This window comes from Gilliamella sp. W8136 (assembly GCF_016101285.1).
In the GTDB taxonomy this organism is placed as follows: domain Bacteria; phylum Pseudomonadota; class Gammaproteobacteria; order Enterobacterales; family Orbaceae; genus Gilliamella; species Gilliamella apicola_N.
Window position 1 is genome coordinate 1 of sequence record NZ_JACFQU010000027.1, and the last position, 21,254, is coordinate 21,254.

The window sequence follows — 21,254 nt, forward strand, 5'->3', positions numbered from 1 at the left end:
ACAGCATAATATCTATTTCAATCTATTAACAGAGAAATATGCTTCAAAATTTTGCAACACGTTTTATACTTCAACAGATATTAATAATTGTATAAATCGTTTCCTTTTAACTCAATATCTGCCCGAAGAATATGGATTTAAGCTTACAGTGGATAAGAGTTATCTATATGATTCTCCAAATTTAAATAATAAAACAAAGATATATTTAATTAGGGAGGATAAAATCGAATTATTAAATTATAAAAATAATTTTTATGAGATCGAATATACAACAAAAAAAAATAAGATAATTAAAAAATGGCTTCACTGTTCTGCTATTAATGCTTGTATTTCTGATTAATAAAATAAATCTTAAACGGCAAGAGAAACATTTAAAATAAATGTTTCTCTTGCAAATCCTACTTTGTTGCTAAAAATTATTCATTATCATCAAACAGTTATCTATGGGTAAATTGTAAGTTATATAAAAAAGTAGATGAAGTAAACAAAGTCGAAAATGTTAATAAGATAATACAAATAATCAATAAGAAAGCTGATAATTATACTGAACGACGAGCAAATTTTCAGAAAATAAATAAAGCAAAAATTTTTCATTCTGTTTCTTTCAAATAAGGAACTGCTATGTGATATAAAATATTACTGTTTTTTGTTATTAAGTTTAATTTTTACCATGCAAAATGCTTATTCAGATGAATATTTTGAATTAGATAGCATTCCAGAAGAGTATCGATTTCCTAAATATAATAATATTGGTCATACTTAAATTAATGTTAACTATATAACAATTCTCACAAAAAATTAATTTTATATTCAAACATCCATCTTCGAAAAAGCTTTAAACATATACTGATATAATCATTTAACACTATACAGTTAATCCCCACAAACAAAGTTGTTCTAATGCAGGACCAATTCGTTCACCGAGTGGTGTCAATTTATATAATACTTTTAACGGAGGCTTATCGCCAAAAACTGTGCGAGTAATTAAGCCATCATCTTCAAGTTTTTTTAGTTGAATACTTAATGTCATATCGGTAATTTCAGGGATCACTATTTTTAGTTCGCTAAATCTTTTTTCTCCAGAAAGTAAATAGTAAAATATTACACCTTTCCATTTTCCACCAACTAAATCCATCGCTAGACTGATAGGACAATAATACGTTTTATTTTTATAAATTTTTGAAAGTCTTTGTTTGTCTTGTTCCATTTAACTTACCTAACTATTTTTTTATAACTATCTAATTTGATAGATATTGCCATAACCTCATTAAGGAATAAACTAATTATAGTAACTCAAATTTTTATAGTATAAATTAAAAAGGAATTATCATGACATTAATCGTGTTAGGTCATCCCAATATTGAACAATCTATTGCAAACAAAACCATCATAGAATCATTGCAAGAACATATTACTGATTTAGAAATTCGTAATATTCACCAGCTTTATCCAGATTACAAAATAAATGTACAAGAAGAACAAACCGCTTTACTTAGACATGATCTTATCGTACTACAATACCCTATGTATTGGTTTAATATGCCAGCAATACTTAAATTATGGTTTGATGAGGTATTAACCTACCAATTTGCTTATGGCTCGCAGGGAGATAAATTAAAAGATAAAAAGTTATTACAAAGCTTAACAGTAGGACAAGTAGAAGAGAATTACCAAAAATATAGCTCTGAATTAATAACTAATTTACTTGAATCCGTTAAAGTTTCAGCACTCTACACACAAATGAAATATCTTCCTCCAATACTTTTATATGGTGTATCACCTGTTATTGAAGGAGAAAAAGCGACGATAAAAGCAAAAGCATCACAGCACAGTAAGCAATTAGCTCAATTAATTAAAAATTACAGTAAGTAGAGCAACGATAATGGGTTAATCATTTTTAATAGAGCATGACATTTTTAAATGTACTAATTACTCTTTTTTAAAACAGCATAGAAAAAACCATCACCACCTTGTGCGGTTGGTAAAAATTGTTTCATGTCACCCACGAGTTGAGCATTGCTGTTTTCTTTTAAAAAACGCTCAATTTGAAATTTGTTTTCATCGGGTAAGATTGAACAGGTGGCATAAACTAAAGTGCCATCTGCTTTTAAATATGACCAAATATTAGTTAAAATAGCGTGTTGTAACTCAGTTAATTGCGCAATATCGCTATCACGACGTAACCACTTAATATCAGGATGACGACGAATCACGCCGGTTGCCGAGCATGGTGAATCAAGTAAAATTCGGTCAAACTGTCTGCCTGAGCACCATTTTTCAGGAGTAAGCCCATCACCTACTTTAACTTCTGCTACTTGTTTTAAGCGAGCCAGATTTTCTTCAATACGTTTGGCACGACTCGCATCAACATCTACCGCTAATAAATTCGCTTTCGGAGCAATTTCTAAAATATGGGTTGTTTTACCACCTGGAGCGGCACACATATCCAAAATTTGCTCACCATTTTTTGGTGCTAGTAAATATGCAGCATACTGTGCTGATAGATCCTGTACAGTAACCGCTCCCTCAGCAAAATAAGGTAATTTCGTTACATTCACTGGTGACAATAACCGGATTGCACAAGGCAAATCAGCAAAAGCTTCTGACTCAATTTGCTGTTCAGCCAATAATTGTTGGTACTCACTGACAGAATAGTGATTAAGATTAACTCGTAACCACATTGGTGGTTTTTGATTATTTGCATTAATAATATTTTGCCATTGCTGTGGATAAGCTAGCTTAAGACGGTTAAGTAACCAACTTGGGTGCAAGGTTTGACTTGTCTGTTGTTTCTTATCCTGTATAAATTTTTGCTGTAATGATGCCTGTTGGCGTAAAAACTCACGCAATACACCATTTACTAACCCTTTGAGCGCTGACTTTTTTAACTCATTTACTGCATTAACCGTTTCACCTACTGCAGCATGCTCAGGTATTCGGGTATATAAAATTTGGTAAATACCCACTAACAATAAATAGTGAAGAACTCGATTTTTGCCAGTAAGTACTTTACTCATCAAAGTATGAATATAAAAGTTAAGTTCAGGCAAAACTCGCATCACACCAAAACAGATCTCTTGTACTAATGCGCGATCTTTTTCCGCTATTTTATGGCTCGATAACGTTAAGGCCGTACTTAGCGATTGTCCATCTTCAAGTACATTAAAAATCGCTTGCGCACAAATAGCTCGAATATTTGAGTGTAACTTTTTATTCATAACTAATAATGACCTTAACTCATCTACCTAAATGATTATAAAATTAATGATCCAACCCAACCCGCAATAAATAATGGAATATTAAAGTGGGTGAAAGTTGGAATAACACTATCACGGATATGATCATGCTGACCATCGCTATTTAAACCTGCTGAGGTTGCTAAAATGGTATCGGAAGGTGGAGAACCCGCATCACCAATCGCTCCAGATGCACCAATCAAACACACGGTAGCAATAGGAGAAAAACCAAGTTGCACACAAAGCGGTACATAAATAGCGGCAATAATTGGTACAGTTGAAAACGAAGAGCCAATACCTAAGGTAATAACCAGTCCAACGAGCATCATCATAAATGAAGCAATAACTTTATTGCCTGCAAACAACTCAGCACTATTGATAACTAAAGGTTCAATTTCGTGAGTCTGTTTTAAAACTTCGGCAAAGCCTTGAGCTGAAATCATCACAAAACCAATCATTGCCATCATTTTGATGCCATCAGTAAATACGCCGTCTGCTTCACCCCATTTAATAGAGCCTGATACAATAAAGCAAATAAAACCAACTAATGCGCCTAAAATCATTGATCCTGTGTAAAGTTGAATCGTGAACGATAAAACAATCGCTAATAACGAAACAATAAGTGAACGCTTATTCACATTGTTTAGTGCATCTAAATTGGTTTCTTCACGAATGATTTTATATTCTCTTGGTTTACGGTAACTGACAAAAATAGCCCATAATAAACCAACAAACATGCCAAATGCAGGGATCGCCATCGCATGCATGACATTAACATGACTGACATCCATACCTGATGAAATAATATTTTTTAATAATATTTGATTTAAAAAGATATTACCGAAACCAACGGGTAAGAACATATAAGGTGTAATAAGACCAAAGGTCATAATACAAGCAATCATTCTTCTATCTAATTGCAACCGCGACATTACATATAAAAGTGGCGGAATTAACAGAGGAATAAAAGCGATATGTATAGGAATAATGTTTTGTGACGAAATACTAACTAGCGCAATAATGATAATTAATAACCATTTAATACGCTTTTTGGCACTACTGGTTGTAAGCTGTTTTATCGCTTTGTCTGCTAATAATTCAGGTAAGCCTGATTTTGAAATCGCCACAGCAAAAGCGCCGAGCATAGCATAAGAAAGCGCAATATTGGCACCATTACTAATACCAGTATTAAAGGCATCGATCGTTTCTTTCAAAGATAAATGGCTAAATAATCCACCGACAAATGCACCAATAATTAAGCTGATTACCACATGAACACGGCAAAGAGACAAAATTAACATACAAATTACCGCGACCACAACTGCATTTATGGACGAGAACAAATCAAGCACTGTATTCATAAGAAGATTCTGGGTTAAGAAGCAAAGTTTAACATTTTAGGCTATAGATATGGAAAGTGCAATTGATAGCGTAATACATAGATTGTAAATAACGTTAACGCAAAAAATGTTAATTTTTGAACAAATTTGTAACATTTCTAAAAATATTTTAATTAAAAAGAAAATCAATAGATTGTCTTATATTTGTGCAACATACCTTTTAATCTACTGATTTTTAATTTTTTGATATAGACCCCATTTTAATAAAAATTCCTTTTTTAACTTACTAAGTGAACATTATCACTTTAATTTAAACAATAAATATTTATACAAATATCATGACAAATCATACTTAGGCTAATTTAAAAATTACATAGAATTTATATTTTATATGAATTAAATTTTTAATTAAGAAGAAAGATATGCCAAATATTAATACCAGTAATGAACAACTGAAAGAAGCATACCACCATAATTGAGGCATAATAACCAATTTACTTAATTTTCATCATGACGCAAACTCACCTTAAATTCTAAAAAAATCATTATCAATGATATATGCAACGTTACCATGACATAAAAAAATAAAAGATAGAAAAGAATGACTTTACCAAGCACTTAATTATCATTTATTAATGGGGTTTATAAAAATTGATCTTGTGTCATTATTAAAACCATTATTTAAATAACTAGTTAAATTGAATGTTGTAATGATGAACTATCCCTGTCAAAATCACTCATTAAACGCGCTATAATGTATATTGAAAATAGTTGCGCATGACTTACACAATTTGTATAAAAATATCTATTTTATAAAACGTTGCGTATCAATAAGGTTATTTTGGAGAATTTCAATGAGAGATAATATCGACGGTCATTTTTTATTAATCGGATTAATGGCCTACCCAATCCGCCACAGTTTATCGCCACAAATGCAAAATACAATCTATTCTAAATTGAATGTACCTTATGTATATTTAGCTTTCGAAGTAGATCAAGAAAAATTACCCGACGCAATAAAAGGTTTACGGGCATTAGGGCTGCGTGGAAGTGCCGTTTCGATGCCAAATAAGCAATTGGTTTGCCAATATTTAGATAAATTAACCCCAGCGGTCGAAATGAGCGGCGCTTGTAACACAATTTCAAATGACAATGGCGTGCTAACAGGTTACAACACCGATGGTATAGGCTATATGCGTATGCTCAAAGAGGCTGGCGTTGAGGTTATTGGTAAAAAAATGACAATTATGGGGGCGGGCGGTGCGGCAACAGCGATTGTTGTACAAGCGGCATTAGATGGTGTAAAAGAGATTGCCATATTTAACCAAAAAGACGAGTGTTACCAAAAAATCGAAGCAGTAGCAAAAAAATTAAACCAAAATACTCAATGTAAAGTTTATGTGACGGATCTTGATGATAAAGAGCAATTACGTAAAGAGATTGCCGAAAGTGTCGTACTTTGTAATGCTACTGGCGTAGGTATGAAACCATTAGAAAGCCAAAGTTTAATAACCGATCCAACGATGCTAAGAACTGATCTTGTGGTAACTGATTGTATTTATAGTCCTAGAAAAACAAAATTACTTGAAATAGCAGAGCAACAAGGTTGTAAGATACTCAATGGTATTGGCATGATGCTATGGCAAGGTGCTGCACAAATTAAAATTTGGACTGGCGAAGAAGCTCCGATTGAATATGTAAAAGAAAAAATGGGATTTAATGATTAATAGCTAATTAAACTTATTTTTTAGACTTAAATACCACCACCATAATTGGCGATAAAATTTATTTAACTAGTTTGAATTAATATGATTTTTTACTAACAGGATATAAAATGAAAACCATTAATATTAAAGGACTTGAAATAGGTTCAGGCGCACCTAAAATTATCGTTCCTGTTGTCGGTAAAACCGAAGCAGAACTACTTGACGAAATAAAGTTTTTACAATCAATCGATTTTGATGTTTTAGAGTGGCGTGTTGATCACTTTACTCAAGTTGACGATATCAATGCTGTAAAACAAACAGCAAAACAAATTCGAGAACTTTTACCTAATAAGCCGATCTTATTTACTTTCAGAACCGCAAACGAAGGTGGCGTGAAACCTTGGCCATTAACCTCATATATCGAGTTAAATAAACAAATGGTGCATAGTGGTTTAATCGATCTTATTGATGTTGAAGTGTTTATTGGTGATGATTATGTAAAAGAGATGATTCATGTTGCCCATAAGCACAATGTTTTTGTAGTAGCATCCAATCACGATTTTGACAAAACACCTCCTAAAAGCGATATCATCTACCGGTTACGAAAAATGCAAGATTTAGGTGCAGACATTCCCAAAATTGCAGTCATGCCAAAAACAACGGATGATGTTTTAACATTACTTGCTGCAACAACCGAAATGAACGAAAACTACGCTGAAAAACCTATTATTACTATGTCGATGGCAGGTCTTGGCGCAATCAGTCGCGTGTCTGGAATAACCTTTGGATCTTCAATGACATTTGGTGCAGCTAAAAATGCATCCGCGCCAGGTCAATTAGATGTGAAAGAGTTACGTTATATTTTAGATGTCTTGTATCGAAGCAAAGCTTAATAAAATTATGTAATTCAATCTAATCAATAAAAATCAGATAAAAATACTGTTTAAATACACATTACTAAGAATAGAATAGGCAAAGTGAGTTTGGTTTATGGTTTATGGTTTATGGTTTATGCTTAGTTACATGGATAATTGAATTTAATATTGTCCAATATTTTTTCTGAAAATAGTACTAAAGAGATCCATAGAGTTGAGATTAATAACCCTTTATAATAAATTTATATTTTGTTAAAACTTAATTATATTCAGTAAATTGCATGGGCTAAATAACGTGCAAAATTACTAACAATTAATTAATAAAAAGTATATACTTATGCAATCTCTTTATTTTAAAAAAACGTTTTAGCTTTATAAACTTATAATTAAAGTTATTTAAATATATCAATAATGTAAACGTCCGAGGTTTATTTTTTTATGTTTTCATGGTGGACTAAAGTCTATTTTTTTATTATCCAAATCTTAGTCAAACTTTTTGTTAAAAGTAAACCGATTCCTACCGATCCAATAACAGAACTAAATCTGGATTCAAGTAAACCTATTTTATATGTACTTCCTTATAACTCGCAAATTGATTTGATGGTCGTTAGATCTCTTTGTTTAAAATATCATTTACCTGATCCCCTGACAGGCATTGAAATCAATGGAAAGACCGTACCGTCGTATATTTATATTGATAAAGGACCGGGTATTTTTGCCTCTTATCGACAACAAACTAAAGCTATTGAGATTCTAAGAGATTATATTTCTGCACATCAGCAAAATCATGATCTGGATGTGCAAATGTTACCAGTTTCGGTAATGTTTGGGCGAAGACCAGATAAAGAAGGCAAAAAAATGCCATCACTGCAAGTGGTGGGTGCAACGTATAAGTTATATAAAATAATTGTTTCTGGGCGAGATTGTTATACTCACTTTTCTCGAACCGTTTCATTTAAAACGCTCCAACTTGACAATAACCAAGATATTTCAACATTAGCACGCAAATTATCACGTGTTGCTCGAATTCATTTTGCTAAACAAAGAACAGCATCAGTTGGGCCAAAACTACCTGTTCGACAAGAAATGCTTAATAAATTATTACATAATCCAAACATTTCAGAAGCCATACAAGAAGAAGCAAAAAGTAAAAACATTAATCTTGATAAAGCTAAAAAAAATGCCTTATCCATTTTAAATGAAATTGCAGCTAATTTTTCTTATCGTATGCTCAGAGTAACTGACTTTATTCTGACTTGGGCATGGCATAGACTTTACCAAGGATTAAAAGTTACCAATGCGGACCCAATTCGGGAGTTAGCACAAAACGGGCACGAGATTGTTTATGCGCCTTGCCATCGTAGTCATATGGATTACTTGTTGTTATCCTATGTTCTTTATCGTCAAGGATTAGTTCCTCCACATATTGCCGCAGGTATTAACCTAAATTTCTGGCCAGCTGGTCCCATTTTTCGACGTTTAGGTGCTTTTTTTATTCGTCGTTCATTTCGAGGAAATAAACTTTATACCGCTGTTTTTCGTGAATATTTAGCTGAACTATTTATTCGTGGTTATTCTGTTGAATATTTTATTGAAGGTGGTCGCTCTCGTACAGGACGATTACTCGATCCTAAAACAGGCATGTTAACAATAACAGTACAGACCTTATTACGTGGCGATAGCAGACCAATTACGATTGTACCGGTTTATATTGGTTATGAACATGTTTTAGAAGTTGCAACCTATGCAAATGAATTGCGAGGAGCCAAAAAAGAAAAAGAGAGTTTATGGCGCACCATTAAAGCCTTTTTTAAACTAAAAAAATTAGGTTTTGGTTATGTTAATTTTGGGCAACCCATCCCATTAAATCAATTTTTAAATCAACATATCCCTAATTGGCGCGACGAGATTGAACCAACAGGCTCTCAACGCCCACACTGGTTAACACCAACAACCAATTTACTTGCCAAGGAGATAATGGAACGCATTAACTCATCAGCAGCAATTAATGCAATGAATTTATGTAGCTCAATATTATTAGCAGCAGATCAGTGTGCATTAACGAAAGTTAGATTAATTGAACATATTGGCTATCTCATAAAATTATTACAAAAAGTGCCCTATTCTGATTTAGTTACTATCCCAGATCAAACTCCCGAAGAGCTATTTGAACATGCAAAACAGATGGGAAAATTTATTATCACAACAGATGAAGTTGGTGAAATGGTTGGTCTTACACCCGAACAAGCAGTATTAATGACCTATTACCGTAATAATATCCAACATTTACTCATTATTCCTGCAATAGTAGCCAGAATATTGTTAAAGCATAATAGAATTTCATCACTAGAGGTTATTGAACAAGTAAAATTACTTTTTCCATTGATAAAATCCGAATTATTCCTTTACCACAATGATGAACAGCTCACTGAATATGTGAATAATATAATTGCAACTTATGCTGAACTAAATTTAATTAATTATTCACCGGATAAATTAACGTTAAACTATTTAAAAATTTCAGGACTGCAATTACTTGCTTCATCATCGAAAGATATATTGCAGCGCTATATGATTGCATTCTCTTTGTTACAAAAAGATCCATCTATCAGTCGTGCTACTTTGGAAAAAGAAGGTAGATTAATTGCTGAAAGATTGTCTGTTTTACACGGTATTAATGCGCCTGAATTTTTTGACAAAGGCGTATTTTCAATATTAGTCGCATCGCTACGTGAACAAGGCTACTTAGATGATAAAGATGAAGCCAATTTACCAAAAATTGAAGCTATGAACAAAATACTTAAACCTTTAATTACAGCGCGAGTCATGCAAACTATTGATGAAATCAATCCATTAATAAAAGATTAAAAATGTATTGTTTTTAGGAATATATAATTATTTTTATTTGATACACTATTAAATAAGTAGCGATAAATATGCTTAACCATTATATATTCCTAAAGCTTTTTCACTAGGATATAACCTTTCTTTTTCTTATATTCATCGTATTAAATATATACATCAATTTATTTTTTGACAAACATCAAATTTTAACAATTACTATTTGTTTTTCCCTTTATTTCTGTTCAATAAACGATTATTATTAATAGCAATAAGGATATTTATCGCCTCCAATACAATAAATTTAATAATGTAATGTCTGCTTTCTAAGGAGTCTATATGCTATTTAACCGTAGGCAGTTCTTTAAGATCTGTGCTGGTGGCATGGCAGGAACAACTGTAGCTACACTGGGTTTAATGCCGAATGTAGCGCTTGCACAAACGCGCCAATTTAAGTTACTAAAATCAAAAGAAACCCGCAATAACTGTACGTATTGTTCTGTTGGATGTGGAATGTTGCTTTATAGCCGGGGAGATGGCGCCAAAAATGCCGAATCATCAATATTTCATGTAGAGGGTGATCCTGACCATCCTGTTAGTCGCGGCTCGCTTTGTCCAAAAGGTGCAGGAGTACTTGACTACATCAAAAGTGAACAACGCGTTAAATATCCAGAATATCGTGCACCAGGCTCGGATAAATGGCAACGCATTAGTTGGGATGAAGCGATTGATCGTATTGCCCGTTTGATGAAAGAAGATCGCGACAAAAATTTTATTGAAAAAAATGAACAAGGTACAACAGTAAACCGTTGGACAACAACAGGCTGGCTTGTTACTTCCGCCGCTAGCAATGAAACAGGTTGGCTAGCATTTAAAGTAGCACGTTCATTAGGTATGTTAAGTCTTGAAACCCAAGCAAGAGTTTGTCATGGCCCATCAGTATCAAGCTTAGCAGCGACTTATGGACGAGGAGCAATGACTAACAATTGGAATGACATTAAAAATGCCAATGTTGTTATTGTCATGGGAGGGAACGCCGCAGAAGCACATCCTGTTGGCTTTAAATGGGCGATTGAAGCGAAAATTACTAACGGCGCAGAATTGATTGCCATTGATCCACGTTTTCATCGAACCGCTTCTGTCGCTGATCATTATGTACCGATTAGAGCAGGATCGGATATTGCGTTTCTACTCGGTATCATTAATTATCTTATTACACATAATGAAGTAAATTATGATTATTTAGTCTCTCACAGTAATGCAAGTTTAATTATTCGTGATGATTTTAATTTTGATGCAAACAGTGGACTTTTTAGTGGCTACGATGCAACAACCAAACAATATGATCAAACCAGTTGGGCATATCAAAAAGATGAAAATGGTTTTGCACTTCGTGATAAAACATTAAATCATCCTCGTTGTGTTTGGAATCTACTCAAACAGCACGTAAGTCGCTATACACCTGAAATGGTTAATAAAGTAACTGGCAGTCCTATTGAAGGATTTTTACATGTTTGCCGATCCTTAGCGAGCACCAAAACGAATGACAGAGCTGCAACTTTTTTATATGCGTTAGGTTGGACGCAACATAGCTACGGTACGCAAATTATTCGTACAGCTGCGATGATCCAGCTAATTTTAGGTAATATTGGTGTAATGGGCGGTGGCATTAATGCCCTACGTGGACATTCGAATATTCAAGGCTTAACCGATGTTGGTTTATTATCCAATCGATTACCTGCCTATCTTGAACTCCCTAAAGATTCTCAAGTTTCACTTCAACAATATTTAGATGAAAAAACACCAAAACCACTCGGTCCTAATGAAGTTAATTTCTGGGGGAATTATCCTAAATTTTTTGTCAGCTTTATGAAAGCAATGTATGGTGATAAATCCACTATTGATAATAATTGGGGATTTGATTGGTTACCGAAATGGGATAAAACCTATGATGTTTTAAGATTCAGCAAAATGATGCGTGATGGTCAAGCCAATGGCTTTATTTGTCAAGGTTTTAACCCGCTTGCTGCGCTGCCAGATAAAAATAGCATTCGTGAAGGATTATCTAAGCTAAAATTTCTGGTTAACATTGATCCAATGCCAACAGAAACGGCTGAATTTTGGAAAAATCATGGCGAATCAAATGATGTAGACCCAAGCAAAATTCAAACCGAAGTATTTAGACTACCTGCTAACTGTTTTGCTGAAGAAAACGGTACAATCGTTAACTCATCACGTTTATTGCAATGGCACTGGGCAGCAGCAAGACCACCTTATGAAGCACTTTATGACCCAGAGATTATTGCTCGCATTTATTTAAGAATTAAAGAACTTTATGAAGAAGAAGGTGGTGCTTATCACGAACCAATTAATAATTTAACATGGGATTATCAAGATCCTGAAGGGCCATCCGCTGAAGAGCTAGCAAAAGAGTGTAATGGCCGAGCACTGGCAGATATGACTGATGCTAATGGCAATATTATTCTTAAAAAAGGACAATTATTAAGTGGTTTTTCTCAATTAAAAGCAGACGGTACAACATCATCAGGGATTTGGATATTCTGCGGTTCTTGGACAGAGCAAGGCAACCTAATGGCTCGGCGCGATCCAAGCGATCCATCAGGTAAAGGTATTCACGCTGGCTGGGCTTGGGCATGGCCAATGAATCGACGCGTACTTTATAATCGCGCCTCTGCTGATAAAAATGGTCAACCATGGGATCCTAAACGAGTCTTAGTAAAATGGAATGGTTCAAGTTGGGATGGTAATGACGTTGCCGATTTCACCGCAACATTATCGCCAAGTTCTGGCGCAGGAGCTTTCATTATGAATAATGATGGTTTAGGCGGACTATTTTGTTTGAATCGGTTAGTCGATGGGCCATTCCCAGAACATTATGAACCTTTTGAAACACCAATTACCAATAACCCATTACATCCTAACCAGATCAACAATCCGGTAGCTCGTGCATTTAAAGAAGACTTGGCTCGCTTAGGAGATGCCAGCCAATTCCCTTATGTCGGAACAACTTACAGCATAACAGAGCATTTCCATTTTTGGACGCAACATGCAAGGTTGGCCGCTATTTCACAACCGGAACAATTTATTGAGCTAAGTGAGAATTTAGCAAATAAAAAAGGAATAAAACTTGGTGATACCGTTAAAGTAACGTCATACCGCGGTTACATAAAAGCAAAAGCGGTTGTGACTAAGCGCCTTCCTACACTAACCGTTGATGGTAAAGAAGTTGAAACTATTGGAATTCCAATCGTATGGGGTTTTACTGGGCAGACAAAGAAAGGATTTTTAGTTAACGAATTAACCCCTCATTTAGGTGATGCTAATTCGCAAACACCGGAATACAAATCTTTCTTAGTGAATATCGAAAAAGTAACTACAGCGGCATAAGTTAGGGAGAATAAAAGATATGTCATTACAAACTCAAGATATTATCCGCCGCTCAGCAACGAATGCTTTAACTCCAGCTCCTCGAGTTCGAGATTATCAACAGGAAGTGGCAAAACTGATTGATGTGACTACCTGCATCGGCTGTAAAGCTTGCCAAGTTGCATGTAGCGAATGGAATGATCTACGTGCAGAAATCGGGCATACTGTTGGTGTTTATGATAACCCAGCAGACTTAGAGCCTAAAGCTTGGACAGTAATGCGTTATTCAGAAGTCGAAGTGAACGGTAAATTTGAATGGCTGATTCGTAAAGATGGTTGTATGCACTGTTCTGATCCAGGTTGTCTAAAAGCCTGCCCATCAGAAGGTGCAATCATTCAATATGCAAATGGTATTGTAGATTTTCAATCAGAACACTGCATTGGTTGCGGTTACTGTATTGCTGGCTGTCCATTTAATATTCCACGAGTCAGTAAAGAAGATAATCACTCGTATAAATGTACATTATGTGTTGATCGCGTTTCAGTGGGACAAGAGCCCGCCTGTGTCAAAACTTGTCCAACGGGAGCAATACATTTTGGTACAAAACAAGATATGATTCGTCATGCAGAACATCGCATTGAGGATCTTAAAAAACGTGGTTTTGAACACGCTGGTCTTTACGATCCTCAAGGTGTTGGCGGTACTCATGTAATGTATGTTTTACATCATGCAGATCAACCAGAACTATATCATGGTTTACCAAAAGATCCTCACATTAGTGAAATTGTTAAATTCTGGAAAGGTGCATGGAAACCGTTATCCGCAGCTGCATTCATTGCAACATTTGGAGGCCTACTATTCCATTATATGGGTGTTGGTGCAATTGAAGTTGATGAAGAAGATATAGAGCATGAAAAAGAAGCTGATAAACAAGCTAGAAAACGTCTAGGATTACCAATTTTTGAACGTAAAAATAGCACTAATTCAGCACAACAGGAGAGTCGTCATGAATAAAAAAGACATGATATTAAGAACACCACTTATTGTTCGCTTTTGCCATTGGTGCATGGTGTGTCTTTTTATTCTAACTGCACTATCTGGCCTATTTTTATTTTTTCCATCAATTAAACTGTTTGGTTTAGTACTCGGAACCCCTCAATTAGTTAGAGCATTGCACCCAATGATTGGCTGTGTTGTGTTCGTACTATTAATGTTTATGTTTCTGAAACTTGCACACCATAATATTCCAAATAAAGCAGATATTATATGGATAAAGAACTTTAAGCACGTAATTATGGGTAAAGAAGAAGGTATTCCAATTGGTAAATACAATGTTGGTCAGAAGTTTTTATTCTGGTGTATTATGAGCCTGATAACTGTGTTATTTATCACTGGAATGATTATGTGGCGTAGGTATGTTTCTGACTATTTTCCAGTTCAAATTGTCCGTATCGCGATATTCTTCCACTCGCTTGCTGCAATAGGATTAATTTTACTCGCTATTGGCCATGCTTATATGGCTCTTTGGGTTAAAGGATCAATTAAAGGCATGATAACAGGTTATGTATCACGTGCTTGGGCTCGTAAAAACCATTCCGCATGGTATGAAGAAGAAATGGCAAAAATATATCAGAAAGAACTTAATGCTAATACCCAAGCAGAAACAGAACAAACAACAAAAGTAGAGCATAAACCAGCGTAATAACTCATTACATCAAATAAATGTTATCCGTTAATTTCAATTAACCGATAACATTTAATTATGAAAAATTATGGATAAAACGATAGTAAACGGTAATCAATAATGAGTATAAAAATCATCCCACAAGAGCAACTCGAACAACAAACAACAAATTCAGTTATTCGACAAATTCCACTACTCTTTTATCCATCTCCGAAAACACTATATATTCATCGCGCGGAACGTTTAAAAGATCTGGCAACAAGTAGTCCATTTAGTGAATATTTGAAATTTTGTGCCACAATTGCTGAAGTACAAGCCAATATTGTAAAACAGAAACCATTGAATATAGATTTACCTAATATCCTTGATGGTCAACACCCACCTTTGAGTTTATATAACTTTACTTTATCCACTTTTTGGCAGACATATTTAAGCGACCTATTAAGTTCAGTTACCGCAACCACAGAACAAATTCGATTAGTGATAGAACAACTCAGACAAAATAGTTCAGAACAACTACAAGATAAAGCAAACCATTTAATTAATGGTGAATTTAATTGTGTAGAGGGTAATGAAGCGATGTTTATTTGGTCTGCATTATCGGTTTACTATAGCCAGCTAGCAAGTCAAATCAAAGGTAAGGCTATCGCAGAGAGTACCGATAAAAACTGGTTATGCCCAGTGTGTAATAGTATGCCCGTTGCCAGTATTATTCAACTTGGAAGTAACAATGGGTTACGTTATTTACACTGTAGCTTATGTGAAAGTGAATGGTACGTACCTCGAATAAAATGTACTTGTTGTGATAATATGCAAGACATTCAGTATTTTTCACTGGATAAAGAGCTATCTGCAACAAAAACAGAATGTTGTGATGCTTGCCATAGTTATCTAAAAATTCTAGATCAAGATAAAGATCCTCGTATTGAAATTATTGCAGATGATATCGCTTCGTTGATCTTAGATATCAAAACAGAAGAGGAAGGATTTGCTAAAAGTGGCATAAATCCTTTTATATTTGCGCAATAACAGTGTTAATTGACAGTGATAGTTTTAAACTAAGTTTTATCAATATTATTAATTTCATAATCAATTTTATTTGCAAACGAGAGCCTTGATTAACGATATTTATCATTTGAATAAAATACAACTTAACATTTTATATTAATAAGGTTAGAATTGAACTAATGTACTAGTTTATGAGTGTATTTTATGAAACGCTTTATTTTTTTGATAATAATGCTATTTATCCCGCAGTTTAGTTTCGCTGATAAGATTAAACATGTAGCAATTACAGCAATCATCGAACATCCATCATTAGATCAAATCCGTGATGGCGTGAAAGATGAATTAATAGATAGTGGCTATAAGTTAAACGAAAACTTAACGGTACAATATAAAAGTGCGCAAGGAAGTAGTGCCACTGCCGCTCAAATAGCTAGACAATTTGTTTCAACAAAACCTGATGCCATTGTAGCCATTGCAACTCCTAGCGCACAAGCAATAGCAGCATCGACCAAACAAATCCCTATTATATTTGCAGGAATTACCGATCCCGTTGCTGCAAAATTAATTAAAAACTGGCAACCAACGGGCACAAATATTACTGGAGTTTCAGATTATCAAGAAATTATTCCTCAAATTGATTTTATGAAGAAAATTGTGCCGAATGTTAAATCTGTAGGATATATTTATAGTCCAGGTGAGATTAACTCTACCGTGGTTCTAAAGAATCTACAAATTCATTTATCCAAACAAAATATTTCACTTGTTGCTGTTCCCGCACAAAGAACTGCTGATATTTCAACAGCAGCCATTACTTTAAAAGGCAAAGTAGATTTAATCTATACAACAACAGATAATAATGTTGTTTCCGCTTATGAATCGTTAGTAAAATTTGCCAATGAAAATAAAATCCCCCTTTTAGCATCGTTTCCTGATGCAATCGAACGAGGAGCTGTTGCTGCTTATGGTATGAGCTATTATGATGTTGGCCGCCAATCAGGTAAGTTTGTTGTTCGGATATTGAATGGTGAAAAACCTGGAAGTATTGCCCCAGAACTTGGACAAACCTTACATCTTGTAATTAATACTGACGCAGCAAAAAAACAGGGAGTAAATTTATCCCCTGAAATTATTCAATCGGCTTACAAAATAATAGGACAATAATTTATTAAGATTTTTTTTAAAAAATTATAAAATATTTTTGCTTAATGGTATGAGCAAAGTGTGATATTACAAATAATATCCTATTTATACCCAATCACTACTCACAGTGTAATGAAATATTTACACTTGTGAGTTCTTTTTTTATTCTGGAAAAATATTTAATTTTGCTTTATAGTAAGTCAAAATTTAGCTTGGTTGTAAAAAAAACAGTACAGGAGTACTTTATGCGTAATTATATTATAAAACTTTTTATGATTCTCAGTTTACCGTTCGCTGCATTTTATTCTTACGCAGATACAAAAGCCGAACAAAAATTTGTAGCCATTACTGCCATTGTTGAACATCCAGCACTAGATAATGTACGCAAAGGTGTTGAAGATGAACTTAAAGATAATGGCTATATTGCTGGAGAAAATTTAAAATTTCAGTTTGCCAGTGCACAAGGTAGCAGTGCAAATGCAGCTCAAATAGCGAAAAAATTTGTAGCAAATAAACCTGATGTAATTGTTGGTATCGCAACACCAAGTTCACAAACTTTAGTTGCATCAACAAAACTTATTCCTATTGTTTTTACCGCTGTTACTGATCCTGTGGCTGCTAAATTAACACCAAGTTGGGATGCATCAAAAACTAATGTGACAGGCGTATCCGATGCCTTATCACTAGATTCTCAAATTGAGATGATGTTAAAAATTAAACCTGATGCTAAAAATATTGGTTATGTTTATAGTCCAAGTGAAATTAATTCAACGATTATATTAAAACAATTGCAAATCGAACTTGAAAAAAGAGGGATGAAAATTATCGCTGCTCCTGCACAGCGAACCTCTGATATATCAACAGCTGCAAGAAGTTTAAAAGGTAAGGTTGATATGATTTATACGACTACCGATAATAACGTTGTTTCATCTTATGAAGCTTTAGCTAAAATTGCTAATGAAAGTAAAATTCCTCTTGTTGCATCAAATCCTGAATCAGCCGAACGTGGTGCAATTGCAGCTTTAGGAATGAGTTATTATGATCTTGGTCGCCAAGCTGGTAAAATAGTTATTCGTATACTTAATGGCGAAAAACCGGGGGATATTCCACCACAAGTTGGTAATATTACTCAATTGACAATTAATAAAAAAGCTGCTGAACGCCAAGGTATTACTTTATCTGAAGATGTATTAAAATCAGCAGCCAAAATTGTTGAAAAATAATTGTAACTTTTGATAACTAAACCGCCATTTTGGCGGTTAATTTTTAGTGGATGTTTTCATGTCTTTTGAATTTTTATTAAGTTCTTCTGGAATTGGACTTATTTATGCACTGGTTAGTTTAGGTGTTTTTATCTCATTCCGTTTACTCGATTTTCCGGATCTTACCGCTGATGCAAGTTTTCCACTTGGAGGGGCTATTTGTGGTCTATGTATTTACGTAGGTATTGATCCATGGATAGCAACATTGTTAGGTATGATTGCAGGTTGTATTGCTGGAGCAATGACTGGAATATTGTATGTTAAACTCAATATACTACAACTACTTTCAAGTATTATTGTCATGATAGGACTTTATTCTATCAATTTAAGAATATTAGGTATTGGACCTTATATTATGGACGAAACACCAAGATTGGCTGGTTCGCCTAATCTTTCTTTGCTTAATGCCAAAACAATATTTTCACCATTTGTTGCTGAAGATTATAGTAACCAATATATTGTACTACCTCTTATAATATTAGGTTTTGTAATTTTATTTTGGTTATTACTAAATCTCTTTTTAAATACTAAGATGGGCTTAGCTTTAAGAGCAACAGGAACCAACCAACGAATGGCAAAATCTCAAGGTATTCCAACAGGTGGTATTACGATTCTTGGCATGGCAATATCAAATGGTTTAATCGCTCTTGGTGGATCATTATTTGTACAAATGCAAGGTGGTGCAGATCTTACTATTGGCGTGGGCACGATCGTTACAGGGCTTGCATCGATTATTATTGGTGAAAGTATTTTTCCAACTAAGCGTATTTGGGCTGTTATGCTGGCGGTTATTTTTGGTGCGATTTTATATCGCTTATTCATTGCATTTGCACTCGATAATGAATTTTTACAAGCGATTGGCTTTGGAACCGAAGATTTAAATCTTATTACAGCAATCTTGGTAGTACTTGCTTTAGTCTTACCTAACCATTTAAAAAAGCGCGCAAAGAAAAGAGGAAGTAAGCATGATTAAAGTTGGAGAATTACAATTAACTTTTAATCAAGGGACACCTATCGAAAATCATGTATTACGAGGATTAAATCTTAATATAAGCGAAGGTGAATTTGTTACAATTATAGGTAGTAATGGAGCTGGAAAAAGCTCATTACTCAATGTAATTAGTGGTGATTTACTTGCCGACTCCGGCAGTGTCATTATTAATGGAAAAAATGTAACACGATGGCCTGCATGGAAAAGGGCTGGTTTAGTTGCTCGAGTATTTCAAGACCCAATGGTTGGGACTTGTGAAAACTTAACCATTGAAGAAAATCTTGCTATTGCTTATAACCGGGGTCATAGCTTTACATTATCTCCTGCTTTAAATAAAAAGTTACGCGAAATATTTAAAGAAAAACTAGCAACGCTAAATTTAGGTTTAGAAAATCGATTGTCCGATATGATGGGATTGCTTTCTGGTGGACAAAGACAAGCCGTCAGTCTACTCATGTCAACATTACAACCATCCAAGATATTATTACTTGATGAACACACAGCAGCGCTCGATCCAAAAACAGCACAATTTGTTTTAGACCTAACCGATGAAATTGTTTCTCAAAATCATCTAACCACCATGATGGTTACCCATTCTATGAAACAAGCATTAGAGTACGGTAATAGAACAGTAATGCTTCATCAAGGTCAGGTCGTACTTGATGTTTCTGGAGAACAACGTTCAAAGCTAACAGTAAACGATTTGCTCGCTATGTTTGAAAAAACTCGTGGTGAAAAAGTAACTGACGATGCCTTATTATTAGGTTAATAAATCAAGAAGCAATATTTATTAGCAGAATATTGCTTCTTATCCAAGATTAGTTAAATAATTTCATAATTTTTCTTGTAACTGTTGTCGAACATTCATTAAAGCAAATCCAAGCAAATTTTTTCCACGCCACATTAACGGATTATCAATATTAGGATCATCCATAGACAAGCCTATCCCCCATATTTTATCGACGGGGCTTGCTTCTACTAATATTCTTTGTTTGGTTGATAATATAAAATCAGTTAACTTTGGATTCTGTGAAAACTTTGCAAAATTACCATTTATGACTATATTTAAACAGTGTGCATCCCAAATATCCGGTATGAAGCCTTTTACTTGACGCCCTAATGCTTTTGCTAATCCAGGTGAATTAGCAGTAAGTATTTTTGATAATATTTGCTCATCACCAAATAATCTTGCTTTCTCAGCCATCATATAATGTTCTGCTGTTGCATAGTAAATATTATCAACCTCAAAACGACTTGGATACCATTGGCTAAAACAACTCTTTGTTATGATAGAAAGTTGCTTTTCTACATGTCCCCAAAAGTATATATATTTGTATCGTTTACCACTTCTATACTGTTCGCGTAATTCCAATAAATCCATATAAATTCCTTATCATCACTGACGAATATGTTATATGTATTTTCATTGAATACCAATATAGTTTTAGTAAAAAACAAATTTTAGTTTTCAATAGAATAGAACTACATACCATTAATATAGTTAAAATAATGATACTTATAAGAAATATTTAAGGTTATGTATGATGTTTAAGATAACGTTGATTTTTATGATAAGGCTTTATATAAAAATTATATGACTATAATTATTTAGTTATATACTAAACATAGCATCTTATATAAATTTTAGTCAGTTTTATAATCTCTATATGCAAAAAAGCCCAGCATTCCTGCTGGGCTCTCTCTCTCTATATTTAAAAGTCTGGCGGCTCCCTACTCTCACATGGGTAATACCCACACTACCATCGGCACTTCGGCGTTTCAC

The 21,254-nt window shown here is 34.1% G+C and carries 16 protein-coding genes and 1 pseudogene; 13 read left to right on the forward strand and 4 right to left on the reverse strand.

The features are described 5' to 3' along the window. Positions 1 to 340: pseudogene (locus H3T96_RS14790) on the forward strand (hypothetical protein); the annotation flags it as partial. Positions 341 to 865: 525 nt separating this feature from the next. Here the strand turns inward: H3T96_RS14790 and H3T96_RS14190 are convergent. Further along, a complete protein-coding gene (locus tag H3T96_RS14190; protein ID WP_144093486.1) occupies positions 866 to 1,207 on the reverse strand; it encodes a helix-turn-helix domain-containing protein in 342 nt (113 codons plus the stop codon). 122 nt (positions 1,208 to 1,329) lie between these two features. Here H3T96_RS14190 and H3T96_RS14195 point away from each other — a divergent pair, with 122 nt between their 5' ends. Next, entirely contained in the window at positions 1,330 to 1,872 is a 543-nt protein-coding gene (locus tag H3T96_RS14195; protein WP_144093488.1) for an NAD(P)H-dependent oxidoreductase, read from the forward strand. A gap of 53 nt (positions 1,873 to 1,925) precedes the next feature. Here H3T96_RS14195 and rsmB read toward each other — a convergent pair whose 3' ends face one another. Together rsmB and H3T96_RS14205 are read right to left on the reverse strand one after the other, a co-directional pair. After that, positions 1,926 to 3,218, reverse strand: a complete 1,293-nt coding sequence (rsmB, locus tag H3T96_RS14200) for a 16S rRNA (cytosine(967)-C(5))-methyltransferase RsmB (RefSeq protein ID WP_144093490.1) — start codon at positions 3,216 to 3,218, stop codon at positions 1,926 to 1,928. A 35-nt stretch (positions 3,219 to 3,253) separates the two neighbouring features. Beyond that, entirely contained in the window at positions 3,254 to 4,597 is a 1,344-nt protein-coding gene (locus H3T96_RS14205) for a Na+/H+ antiporter family protein (protein ID WP_086327341.1), read from the reverse strand. 833 nt (positions 4,598 to 5,430) lie between these two features. On the opposite strand from H3T96_RS14205, the gene H3T96_RS14210 reads away from it, so the two are divergent. The 11 genes from H3T96_RS14210 (at position 5,431) to H3T96_RS14260 (ending at position 20,240) form a co-directional block, all read left to right on the forward strand. Beyond that, positions 5,431 to 6,303 (forward strand): shikimate dehydrogenase, encoded by an 873-nt coding sequence (locus H3T96_RS14210; RefSeq protein ID WP_144093492.1) that lies wholly within the window; start codon positions 5,431 to 5,433, stop codon positions 6,301 to 6,303. 107 nt (positions 6,304 to 6,410) lie between these two features. Next, complete coding sequence (gene aroD, locus H3T96_RS14215; protein WP_086327549.1) at positions 6,411 to 7,175, forward strand: type I 3-dehydroquinate dehydratase; 765 nt, start codon at positions 6,411 to 6,413, stop codon at positions 7,173 to 7,175. A 420-nt stretch (positions 7,176 to 7,595) separates the two neighbouring features. Next, a complete protein-coding gene (gene plsB, locus H3T96_RS14220) occupies positions 7,596 to 10,025 on the forward strand; it encodes a glycerol-3-phosphate 1-O-acyltransferase PlsB (RefSeq protein WP_144093494.1) in 2,430 nt (809 codons plus the stop codon). 312 nt (positions 10,026 to 10,337) lie between these two features. Further along, on the forward strand, positions 10,338 to 13,406 hold the full coding sequence (fdnG, locus tag H3T96_RS14225; protein ID WP_144093496.1) for a formate dehydrogenase-N subunit alpha: 3,069 nt from the start codon (positions 10,338 to 10,340) through the stop codon (positions 13,404 to 13,406). 19 nt (positions 13,407 to 13,425) lie between these two features. Further along, entirely contained in the window at positions 13,426 to 14,400 is a 975-nt protein-coding gene (fdxH, locus tag H3T96_RS14230) for a formate dehydrogenase subunit beta (RefSeq protein ID WP_086327088.1), read from the forward strand. Next, complete coding sequence (locus tag H3T96_RS14235) at positions 14,393 to 15,088, forward strand: formate dehydrogenase subunit gamma (RefSeq protein WP_086327087.1); 696 nt, start codon at positions 14,393 to 14,395, stop codon at positions 15,086 to 15,088. The genes fdxH and H3T96_RS14235 overlap by 8 nt, the downstream gene beginning before the upstream one ends. 102 nt (positions 15,089 to 15,190) lie before the next feature. Beyond that, the gene (gene fdhE / locus H3T96_RS14240) at positions 15,191 to 16,099 is read left to right on the forward strand and encodes a formate dehydrogenase accessory protein FdhE (RefSeq protein ID WP_039128784.1); all 909 of its coding nucleotides are present in this window, start codon (positions 15,191 to 15,193) and stop codon (positions 16,097 to 16,099) included. Positions 16,100 to 16,282: 183 nt separating this feature from the next. Beyond that, complete coding sequence (locus H3T96_RS14245) at positions 16,283 to 17,239, forward strand: ABC transporter substrate-binding protein (RefSeq protein WP_144093498.1); 957 nt, start codon at positions 16,283 to 16,285, stop codon at positions 17,237 to 17,239. Positions 17,240 to 17,463: 224 nt separating this feature from the next. Continuing rightward, complete coding sequence (locus H3T96_RS14250; RefSeq protein ID WP_086327339.1) at positions 17,464 to 18,441, forward strand: ABC transporter substrate-binding protein; 978 nt, start codon at positions 17,464 to 17,466, stop codon at positions 18,439 to 18,441. Between the two features lie 58 nt (positions 18,442 to 18,499). Beyond that, positions 18,500 to 19,453, forward strand: a complete 954-nt coding sequence (locus H3T96_RS14255) for an ABC transporter permease (RefSeq protein ID WP_086327340.1) — start codon at positions 18,500 to 18,502, stop codon at positions 19,451 to 19,453. Further along, on the forward strand, positions 19,446 to 20,240 hold the full coding sequence (locus H3T96_RS14260; protein WP_039128786.1) for an ABC transporter ATP-binding protein: 795 nt from the start codon (positions 19,446 to 19,448) through the stop codon (positions 20,238 to 20,240). Before H3T96_RS14255 ends, H3T96_RS14260 begins: the two co-directional genes overlap by 8 nt. Positions 20,241 to 20,303: 63 nt before the next feature. Here the strand turns inward: H3T96_RS14260 and H3T96_RS14265 are convergent, their stop codons facing one another. Continuing rightward, entirely contained in the window at positions 20,304 to 20,852 is a 549-nt protein-coding gene (locus H3T96_RS14265) for an NADAR family protein (RefSeq protein ID WP_144093500.1), read from the reverse strand. Between the last annotated feature and the right edge of the window lie 402 nt (positions 20,853 to 21,254).